Below are 11094 nucleotides of genomic sequence, written 5' to 3'. Positions count from 1 at the left end.
ATTATGAATAAACTAATTGTTTACCGTGCAGGAATCGCCAGACTGGTGGTGCTGATATTTTTGTGGGGTAGTTTACCGGGATGTAGTAAAACACTGGAACAGCAACCCAAGTCTTATTTTTCTACTGAAAATTTCTTTAGTACTGTAGATGAGGCGACTATGGCCGTTTTGGGGGTATATGAAATGATGGCCAACTACAATACTTATGGGTTCCAGGTGAGTATGTTGTATGATATGGATTGCGATATTTCCCAGGTGTCTGGTACCACATTGGTTGATTTTCGTGCGGTTGCCCACTATGCCGTTACACCGCAACATAATTATATCACCGGCACATGGCAATATTTTTATAAGGGGATTGATAGGGCCAACCTGGTGATTCAGAAAATACCGGAGATGTCACTTTCCAAATCGGGAACAGAGGCTCAGAAAGCGGAGTTGAACCGCCTGCTGGGAGAAGCCAGGTTTCTGAGAGGATTTTATTATTTTGAATTAGTAAGGTTATATGGAGATGTGCCCATGAAACTAGGTCCTACCCAGTCTGGTGAAGAACTACAGCTGCCCCGTACCAATCGTGATACCGTGTATGCGCAGGTGATCCGGGATATGACAGCAGCCATTGATTTGTTGCCGCCAACAAAAACTACGGTGGATGAAAGAGTGAGCCGGAATGGTGTAAGGGGTATGCTGGCAAGAGTAGCTTTGTTTTCCGGTGGCTACTCTTTAAGGCAGAATGGAAAAATGGAGCGCCCTGCTAACTACAAAGATTTTTATGTCCTCGCGCAAAAGCAAACTGCTGAAATCATGGCCTCAGGTAAAAATGCACTGAATCCGGGTTACGAGCAATATTTCAGAAATCAGTGTAAGTTGGTGGCAGATCCGCAGGAAACCATGTTTGAAGTGGCACTCTATAGTGTGAATGGAACCGGTAGTACAGCAGGGATGATTGGTACCTGGAATTCGCCGGCTTCTGATGCCGGTAACCAGTATGGCAGGGCGAATGGATATATAAAAACAACTCCTCTGTTCAGGAACAGTTTTAAAACAGGTGACCTTAGAAAAGATGTGGCAACTGTCACTTATCGCCTGGATGCCTCCGGCGCCAAAGTAGAATACACCGGCAAAAATGACTGGCAATGGACGCCCGGTAAGTGGCGCCGGGATTGGCAGAATTTACCGCCCAAAGATTTGAATAACACAGATGTCAACTGGGTGATTTTGCGTTATGCAGATGTATTGTTGATGAGAGCAGAAGCGGAGAATGAATTGAATGATGGGCCTAACGCAGATGCATATAATGCTATCAACATGGTAAGGAGAAGGGCGTACGGGAAGCCGATAAATACTGCAGATGCTTCAGTAGATCTGCCGCAGGGGCTCAGCAAAGCTGATTTCTTTGACAGACTGAAAGATGAACGTGCATGGGAGCTTTGCTTTGAAGGTACCAGGAGGGCTGACCTGATTCGCTGGAACCTGCTGGGTTCCAGCCTGAAAGCTACGCAGGATGCACTTACTGCGTATCGTGCAGGTTATCCATATATTGCAGGCACCCAATTTGTCCCTAACAAACATGAGTTATATCCTATACCATTGAGAGATATGGACCTTAATCCAAAGTTGGTGCAGAATCCACAATACTAATAATGAGCTATGCTTAAAAAAATAATCAATGGCCTGTTGTTGCTGATGACTTGTTATGAATGTTATGGGCAGCAGTCGAAACGCCCCAACATTGTCCTCATCATGACGGATCAGCAAACTGCTACCGCCATGAGCAACGCAGGTAATATGGATTTGCATACTCCTGCCATGGATAAACTGGCTGCCAACGGCGTAAGATTTACGCGGGCATATTGCGCGCAACCTTTGTGTACACCCAGTCGCACGGCTATTTTTAGTGGCAAAATGCCATTCGAAACGGGCTTTACTGGTAATGCTGAAGAAAAGGACGGGCAGTGGCCGGATAGTGTGTTGATGATGGGGAGAATATTACATAATGGTGGTTACCAGACAGGCTATGTTGGCAAATGGCATTTGCCGGTACCTGCAGGCAATGTCTCCCAGCATGGTTTTGAGTATGTAAAGAATACCAATTTCGGAGATTATAACGATGCCGCCACCCCTTCGTTTTGTGCCAACTTTATCAGGTTAAATAAAGATCAGCCTTTCCTGTTGGTGGCATCATTTCTCAATCCGCACGACATTTGCGAATGGGCACGGGGCGACCTGTTGAAAATGGATATACTGGGAGAGGCACCCGACACCTTGCTATGTCCTCCGCTACCGGGAAACTGGGAGATTCCTGCTAATGAACCAGCTGTTGTGCGGGAGCAGCAGAAGGTAAGTTTTCGTACATACCCCACTGTTAACTGGAATGATGCACAGTGGCGAAAATACCGGTGGGCCTACAACCGGTTGGTGGAAAAAGTAGATAATTATATCGGGATGGTGTTGGCTTCCCTGCAGAAATATGGGGTGGCAGATAATACCATCATCATCTTTACCAGTGATCATGGCGATGGCTATGCAGCCCATAAATGGAACCAGAAGCAGGTCCTGTATGAAGAAGCCGCAAAAGTACCTTTTATCATTTCCCGTTTGCATCAATGGAAACCACGAACAGATGACCTGCTTGTATGTAATGGTACCGATATGATCCCGACTATCTGTGGTCTCACGGGTGTGGCGGCGCCATCCTACCTGAAAGGAGTAGATCTCAGCAAACGAATAGTGGACAGCACACGCACGTTAAGAGAGACACTGGTAATAGAAACAGATTTTGCCGACAATGATGTATTGCTGGGGATCAGCGGGAGAGCAGTGATGAGTGGTCATTACAAATATATAATGTATAGTAAGGGAGAAATAAAGGAACAGTTGTTTGATCTGTCAAAGGATCCGGGAGAAATGAATAACCTGGCCATGCAATCTTCCAACAAAAGGATACTTGGTGCGATGCGCAGCTATCTGAAAAAATGGTGCAAACAAAATAATGATAAATTTCTCGAATACTTATAACCCGGCGTTTGATCATGAAGAAATTACTTGTGCCAATATTTGCACTGCTAACTATTAGTGCGTATGGTCAGCTAAATCCAGCCGTTGTAACGCTGACAGCGGAAAAGCTGCATGCCCGTGTTCGCGAATGGCCTTACCCGGTGAATGGCATCACCGTACCGTCCTGTACACCTTCTCTTTTGTGGCCGGCTACCAATGGTAAAAGTGTGGTGTTGCCCATGGAAAGTGGAAGTGATTTGCCGGAAGATCCGAATATAGGCAACATTGCGTATAAAATATTATTGGCATCTGACAGCACCTTTTCAAGAGATGTTATTGCCGGAGCGCCGCAGCGCTGGGCAGTATATCCACTGCATCAGGCATTGAAGCCTGGCCGCTGGTATTGGAAGTACGCATACTCGCTTAAAGGTGGGCAATGGGTATGGTCGCCCGTTTATGATTTTGTAGTGGAAGCGAAAACTGCTACCATTGTGCCTCCGCCGGTGCAGGAGGTTCTGGAGCGTAACCAGGCGCCTCATCCCCGCTTGTGGAATATGAGTAAGATCGGAGAAGTATTCTATCATAATAACCTGGAAAATCCGGAAGCGAAATTATTTATAACACATGCCGAAAAGTTAATGCGGGAGCCCCTGCCGGCAGAACAGCCTATGCGCGTCATTGATACCACCGGCAAAACATCTCTGGAGAAAAAGAAGATTATTGAACGCATGTATCATGGTTTTGGCGATAAAGTGGGTACACCGGTACGAAATCTTTGTATTGCCTACCAGCTAACGAAAGATGAACGCTTTATTCAGGATGCCCGGCGCCGCGCGCTAAATATTGCCCGCATGGATCCGAATGGATTGGCTACAGGCGATGACTTTACAAGTGGCGCTGTATTAGAGGCCCTTGGCTGGTTTTATGATGCCGGCTATAAAACACTGAGTAATGATGAAAAAGCCTTACTGGAGCAGGTTATCAGGATAAGGGCGAAAAGAGTATATGATCATCTGCCTAACAGATTCGAATTGCATGTGAGTGATAACCATGTATGGCAGATCACACTGCGTAACCTGGCGATAGCTACGGTGGCGGTTTCAACTGAAATTCCCGAAGCACGCGAATGGTTGTCGTACATGTATGAAGTATGGACGGCACGTTTTCCAATACTCGGTACAACAGACGGTGGATGGCATGAGGGCAACGGATATTTTCGTGTAAACTATAAATCTTTTATTTACCTGTCGCAGTTGTTCAGCGATTTCTCCGGCGTAAATTATTTCAATTTACCCTGGATGCAGCAACTGCCTTATTATATGATTTATACGTATCCGCCACGATCTGCTTCTACGGCTACAGGAGATATGTGGGAGAATATTCCGCATATGGTAAAAGGGCAGGCCTGGTTCGCAGATGCGCTGACCTATAAAATTAATAATCCTTATCTGAACTGGTATGTGGCAGAGATCAGGAAAGACCATCCTGATTTCTTCAGGGGAACGGATGATTACCTTTTTTTCCGTTTGTTGAACTATGATCCGAATCGTAAACCAGTTGTAATGGCTCCGCAGGAGTTGCCCAAGAGCAGGAAGTTTGCCGATGTAGGTGTGGTGGCTATGCATGAAGATCTGGGGCGTGACAGCGGGGAATTGAGTAGCTATTTACTAAGTAGTCCATTTGGCTCTTCAGGACATGGACATGCGTCACAGAATGCCATCACGGTAAATTTTAAAGGCAAAACCATTTTCGGAGGCAGTGGGTACTATAGTAATTTCAGTGACCGGCACAACCTGTTGGATTATCGTACGTCTAAAGCATACTGTACTATCCTGGCAGACAGCTTAAGCCAGAAGCTGGGAGAAGAGGGCTATGGATGGATACCACGGGCCATCAGCGGTCGTCATCTGCAATATGCCCTGGGAGACGCCTCTAATGCCTATGGTGATATCGCCAGCTCCTTCTGGCTGGATCGCTTCTCACAAATAAATATTACGCCGGATAAAAGCAATGGCTATGGTGATCCCGGGGTAAAATTATTCCGTCGTCATTTATTACAATTAGCGGGTGGCATCATCATCATGTATGATGAGCTGGAGGCAAAACAGCCCGTTAAGTGGACTACCCAATTTCATACTCCGTATTATACGATTGTGCCCGGGGAGTCCACCGGCAATAACCAGCAGCACTTTACTGTGGCCAATGATGTGGGAAATGTAGCTGTCAGCGTTATTACCAATACCCCGTCTGCATTGGTGGTGCACGATAAATTTGCCGAGCCTGCCGTTAACTGGGCTAAGGTGACGGATGATGATGGGAAAATCAAGGATTTCACATTACAGTCGCATGCAGGCATTACTTCTTCACCGGCAAAACTGTTTCGCTTCCTTACCATTATGCAGGTGAAAAACGGGCAACCGGAGCGGGTAAAAGTAGTGGCAACCGGGAGCGGTTTTTATCAGTGTGATCTGGGTGGATGGTATATCCAGGCACAGCTGGATGGCGACAAGCCACCTGCCATACAGGTAAGCAGTAAACAGGACAGCACTTTCTTCAATTATGGCAGTTTGCCCATTCGTTTTGCGGGAAAAACATATGCTCCGAAAATAGCTGCTAGCACTATGTTGCTGGAAATAACAGGTGACAAAGTGAAACAGATAGAGGTAACCGATGAATTGCCGGATGTACTCGAATATGATCCGGCGCCTTACCGGCAAAAATAGCGGGGTGGATATTCCTTGTGATGTCTTTGGGAATTTTTCCCGGATGTTATTACATTTGGTTGCGGCCCGTGCTTATTGCAATAAAGAGCGCCACCAAAATCGGAATGAGAAGGAATTTGTACTTGTTGTATGGCTGCTGTAGCCTGCTGTTTATCTTATTTACAGAGAGAGGTTATACCAGGGATCAGGTAACGCCCAGGCACTTCAGGAATATTTCTGTCAACAAAGGATTGTCGCAGGGAACGGTATTCGCAGTAATGCAGGATACACTTGGTTTTATGTGGATGGCTACGCAGGATGGCCTCAACAGATACGATGGTCAGCGTTTCACGGTATATAAACCGGTTAAGAACAATCCGCATAGCTTACAATCCTATTACATCAAGCGTATTTTTATTGATAAAAATGGCGAACTATGGATTGGTGGTAACCAGGGAGTGAGTAGTTATCACTACGAGGATGATAGCTTCAGTAACTACCGTATGCCCCGGAAGTCAGGTGAATGGTTTGTTTCAGCTATTACAAGCGATCAGAATAATCGCTTGTGGGCAGCCTCCAGTGCCGGTGATCTTTATTGTTTTGATACACTGGCCAGGGAATTCAGGCTGGTTCCGCTGAACAATGCTTTGGTTGGGTTTAAAAATATCAACCAACTCACAGCCATCGGGCAGGGCTTATTATTGAGTACGGATGCAGGTCTTTTTAAAATGGATCTTCAAACCCATCAGCTCAACAGATGTGACCTGGGCATAGCCAAGCCTTCTGTTAATGATGTGTTTATCGATGACAGCACCTGGTGGATTGCCACAGAAGGTAGTGGGCTGATACGTTTAAATCCCTCTACCGGTAAGGCTGCACAGTTTCTTCATCAACCTGATAACTCAGGACTGGCAGATAATGACGTAAGAAGTATTAATAAGGATGCACATGGGAATATATGGGTAGGCACTTTCAGGGGCCTATCTATCCTGGACCGGAATACTGGACACATCGAAAATTATTTTCATCAGGCTACTATTCCATATACCATTAGTCAAAACAGTGTAAGATATATTTACCGCGATAAACAGCATGGAATGTGGCTGGGTACTTATTATGGCGGTGTTAACTACTATCATGAGTCAGATATTCTCTTCAGTTTACTTAATCAGAATACCGGGCCTGTTTCTCTCAGCGACCAGGTGATTAATGTCATCAGACAGGATAATCGCGGGAATTTCTGGATAGGGACCAATGATAAAGGTCTCAACTACTGGAATCCCGCAAACAATACGATCCACTACTATACCCATACAGAAAATGCGGGCAACATTTTAAGCTCAAATAATGTAAAATCCATTGCATTCGGGCCAGGCGGAACACTGTTGGCAGGAACACATAATGCCGGACTGAATGTAATGGATCCAGCTACGGGAGCAAACAAAATTTTCCGTCATCAGGAAAACGATCCCGGCAGCATTGCCGGTGATATGGTTTATTCTCTGTTAACGGATAGTCGCGGTCATATATGGGTAGGTACGCGATCAGGTCTCGATCTGTTTGATCCGGTGAAACAAACTTTTATCCATTACCTGACAGATCGTTCCGGGCAGCGGCTTACTGCTGATGAAATCACTTTTCTTTTTGAAGACAGCCATGGGGATATATGGATTGGTACCACGAATGGTGTCAATCAATTTCATACGGACAGCAATCAGTTTATTACCGTACCCGGAACTACGTTGAGTAATGATGTGGTGAATTGCATCGCAGAAGACGGCAGGAAAAGAATCTGGATTGGTACGCGGGATGGATTGAATTTATACCAGCCAGCCAGCAGGACTTTTGTAAATTATCATACAGCCAATTATTTACCCGCGGGCGCTATTTACGGTATTCAACCGGATGATGATGGGAACCTCTGGATTTCTACCAGTGCAGGGCTGTTGCGATTTAATCCTGATACACATAGCCGCCAGTTTTTTGATACGAAAGACGGTATTGAGAACAGTCAATTTAACCTCTACGCCTATTGCAAGGCGGCAGACGGCATGTTGCTGTTTGGCGGAACAAATGGTATTTCTTATTTCTACCCGGCCTCCCTGAAGCAACAACCGTTACAACTGGGTATTACCTTTACCGGGTTGGAAGTATTGAATCGTGCTGTATTTCCAGGGGACGGCACCGGCATCCTGGAACAGCATATCAATAAAGCAGCCGTACTTACATTTAGTCATGAAGTCAGACAGTTTAGCCTTCTGTTTAATTCATTCAACTATATATCGGGTAACCGAACCCAATATTTTTATAAACTGGAAGGATTCGATGCGGATTGGCAACAAACAGAAAATATCCCCAAAGCTACCTATACCAATCTGCCTTCCGGCAGGTATATTTTCTATGTGAAGGCAATTGGTCCACAGGGGGAAACCAGTTTAACCAGGAGTATACGTATCAACATCCTGCCTCCCTGGTATAAAAGTACCTGGTTCATTTTGCTATTAGTTGCACTGATGTCTGGTGTGGCGTATCTTATTTATAGAATGTTCCATGAGCGATACCTCACCCGTCAGCAATTGAAAGCTGAAAGAGAAGCGCGCGAAAAAGTGAATTACATTAACCAGGTAAAAATGGATTTTTTTACCAATGTATCCCATGAGCTTCGCACACCGCTTACCCTGATGCTGGCCCCGTTGGAGGAAATCATGCGTCAACCGGATACGGATAAAAGTCTTCGGGGAAAACATGAGCTGATTCTTGCCAATACCCGCCGGCTTTATCAGCTGGTGAATCAGTTATTTGAATTCAGGAAAACGGAAATGGGTACACGAAAACTGGTGGTTTGTAAAGCAGACATTGTGAGCTTCGTGCAGGAAATTTATTTGCTGTTTAAACCATTGGCGGAAAAGCATCAGATCAACTATCAGTTTCGCACATTGGAAACACTGCTGTATACCAGCTTCGATCAGGATGCGGTAGAAAAAATTATATCCAATTTACTGTCTAATGCATTTAAATATACCGTGCAGGGCGACGATATTGTAGTCGATCTTGAAAAAGAAGCGGGTCATATACTTATAAAAATTACGGATACCGGTAAGGGCATCGCGGAGGAACATCAGCGTCAGATATTTGACCGCTTTTACCAGGTGAGTGGGGAAGAGATGAACCTGGGATCAGGGGTTGGGCTGGCTTTTACGAAGCGATTAGTAGAGCTGCATCACGGCACTATTAAGGTAGAAAGTGCTCCGGGCAGCGGCAGCACCTTTACCGTGAGTTTACCATTGTCTGATGAAGCGTATGTGGGAGATCTGCATCATACAGATGCAGGAGAAGAGGAGGACGAAGAAAAGCTATCCGCCATACCACCGCTTTACAAGGAGAAGGAGAATATAACTATCACCGGAGATACAACGCAGCATTCACTGGTGACGAAGGACAATACTGAACTTGGTAGCTTATTGATTGTAGATGACAACGAAGAAATTACCTCTTATCTGTCGGCTTATTTCGGGAAATTTTATCGCGTCAAAGTGGCTTACAATGGGAGGGAAGCATTGGTCAGACTGGATGAGGAGCATCCGGATCTGATTATCAGTGACGTGATGATGCCAGAGTTGGATGGTCTGCATTTCTGCAGACGTGTGAAGCAAAATATTCAAACCTGTCATATTCCTGTACTCCTGCTTACCGCTAAGGCCGAAACTTCCCAACAGATAGCCGGTCTTGAAATGGGCGCGGATGACTATATTACCAAGCCATTCTCTATAGCGTTGCTGGAGGCTAAAGTGCAGGGAATATTACGCATACGCCGGCAGCTGCGGGAGTATTATTCTTCTTCAGGAGAAATTATCCCGGAGAAAATAACCTTCAACAACCTCGATGAAGCATTTATCAGGCAAGCCATTGCTATTGTAGAGACTAACTTGTTGGAATATGATTTTTCGGTAGATAAATTCAGCCGGGAAATAGGTATGAGCCGGTCTAATCTTTATCTGAAATTAAAAGCGATTACGGGAGAATCTGTTACTGCCTTTATCAAGCGGATTAGGTTTCATAAGGCTGTAGAGCTACTGGAGTCAAGGCAGTACACAATTGCCGAAATCTCCATCATGAGCGGCTTTAACTCACCCTCTTATTTTTCTACCGCCTTCAGGCAGCATTATGGTTGTATGCCTTCGGAGTATTTGTCGAGGAAGGATATTTCTTCGGATGAGTAGGACACGATTATTTTGCAGCAATAGCATCTGTGATTTGCAGAGGGCTGGCCATATGGCCAGCCCTGTTTGTTAGTTGCCTATGAGTTCATAGGATTTGTCAGTGAACATGCTTTATTGTAATGTCAGTGTTTCATTGATTTCACGGGCATCTCCGGCAGTATTCATGTATATGGTTACTACGTGGATGATGCCGGTGGTTTTATCGTAGCTGATACTTTTTACTTTAAACGATCCTGCAGCAATCCCTCCTGCCATGGTGGTGTTGGGTGCTACCGTAATGGTACTTCCATCATAGGTGAAAACATATTTCCATCCGTTGGCAGCTAGATTGGCATAGTCTATCTCGATTTGCGCCGCGCTGATCTCTGTGGCGGCCTTATTTCCGCTGAGTGTACTGGTGCCGGCCACTTGCTGGTTGTCTACCGGACCTGTGTAATTTGTTCTGACGCCACTGCTGGTATAATTGCCTGCCAGCGCATTTTCTTTTATTACAGTATCTGCTTTTGCCGCGTAGAAAGTATCGATAGCAGCAGGTTCCGGGAGGTAGGCGGTGGTAATAATAATCTTACTGCCGTACTGGTATCCGGGTAATAAAGTTGTATTATCACCGGCAGCTACTCTTATCTCGTTTGATTTGCCGCTGATATTTTTAAAACCGACTTTGGTAATGGTGCTGTTGGGCGGAGCGGCTGCCCATTCCAGGTTCAGGCCATTTGCAGTGACGGAAGTATGCAATGTAACCCTGTTTCCTACACCTTGTTCGTATTGCGCTCCGTACACGTTTCCGATGGCAAAAACGGGAATAGACATGTTGTTTTTTTCATCATAAGTGCGGACCTCAACGCTGATAGCACCTTCTTTCAGCGGCGTGATGATCATTCGTGCAGTATCATCTGTTTTTCGGTTCACTGCTACTTCCAGGGAATCCTGCCGGTTGTTCCAGAACAAACGGTATTTGGTGATTTTGGGATCGGAGGTGAAAAGCCCGGTGAGCATTACCCTGTTTTTACCCGCCAATATTTTTACGGAGTCCATAATGCCGGGATAGGAGATTTCACCACCGGTCTGGAATCTTTTATAGTCGTCCATCTTGGAGCATCCGGCCCATACCGTTATCGCCAATAGGTATAATGAGTATTTGAATGATTGTTTCATGTAGTATTTTATTTTGTTGA

Annotated in this window: 5 protein-coding genes; 4 read left to right on the top strand and 1 reads right to left on the bottom strand. The window is 45.4% G+C overall.

The features are described from left to right. The first annotated feature begins 3 nt into the window (after positions 1–3). From AB4Z08_RS19485 to AB4Z08_RS19470, 4 genes are all read left to right on the top strand, one after another. Positions 4–1641, top strand: a complete 1638-nt coding sequence (locus AB4Z08_RS19485; protein ID WP_441575440.1) for a RagB/SusD family nutrient uptake outer membrane protein — start codon at positions 4–6, stop codon at positions 1639–1641. A gap of 9 nt (positions 1642–1650) precedes the next feature. Further along, positions 1651–3018, top strand: coding sequence for a sulfatase family protein (locus tag AB4Z08_RS19480; RefSeq protein WP_441575439.1), 1368 nt, complete (start codon positions 1651–1653; stop codon positions 3016–3018). 14 nt (positions 3019–3032) lie between these two features. Next, positions 3033–5720: a DUF4962 domain-containing protein gene (locus AB4Z08_RS19475; RefSeq protein ID WP_441575438.1), complete on the top strand. Its 2688-nt coding sequence runs from the start codon at positions 3033–3035 to the stop codon at positions 5718–5720. Positions 5721–5824: 104 nt separating this feature from the next. Further along, the gene (locus AB4Z08_RS19470; RefSeq protein WP_441575437.1) at positions 5825–9919 is read left to right on the top strand and encodes a two-component regulator propeller domain-containing protein; all 4095 of its coding nucleotides are present in this window, start codon (positions 5825–5827) and stop codon (positions 9917–9919) included. A 111-nt stretch (positions 9920–10030) separates the two neighbouring features. On the opposite strand, the gene AB4Z08_RS19465 is transcribed toward AB4Z08_RS19470, so the two are convergent. Next, positions 10031–11074 (bottom strand): DUF4998 domain-containing protein, encoded by a 1044-nt coding sequence (locus tag AB4Z08_RS19465; RefSeq protein ID WP_441575436.1) that lies wholly within the window; start codon positions 11072–11074, stop codon positions 10031–10033. Positions 11075–11094 lie beyond the last annotated feature (20 nt).

This window comes from Chitinophaga sp. RAB17 (assembly GCF_052114225.1).
In the GTDB taxonomy this organism is placed as follows: Bacteria; Bacteroidota; Bacteroidia; order Chitinophagales; family Chitinophagaceae; genus Chitinophaga.
The sequence above is the reverse complement of the archived record's forward strand: the minus strand, read 5'-3'. Positions and strand labels throughout refer to the sequence as shown.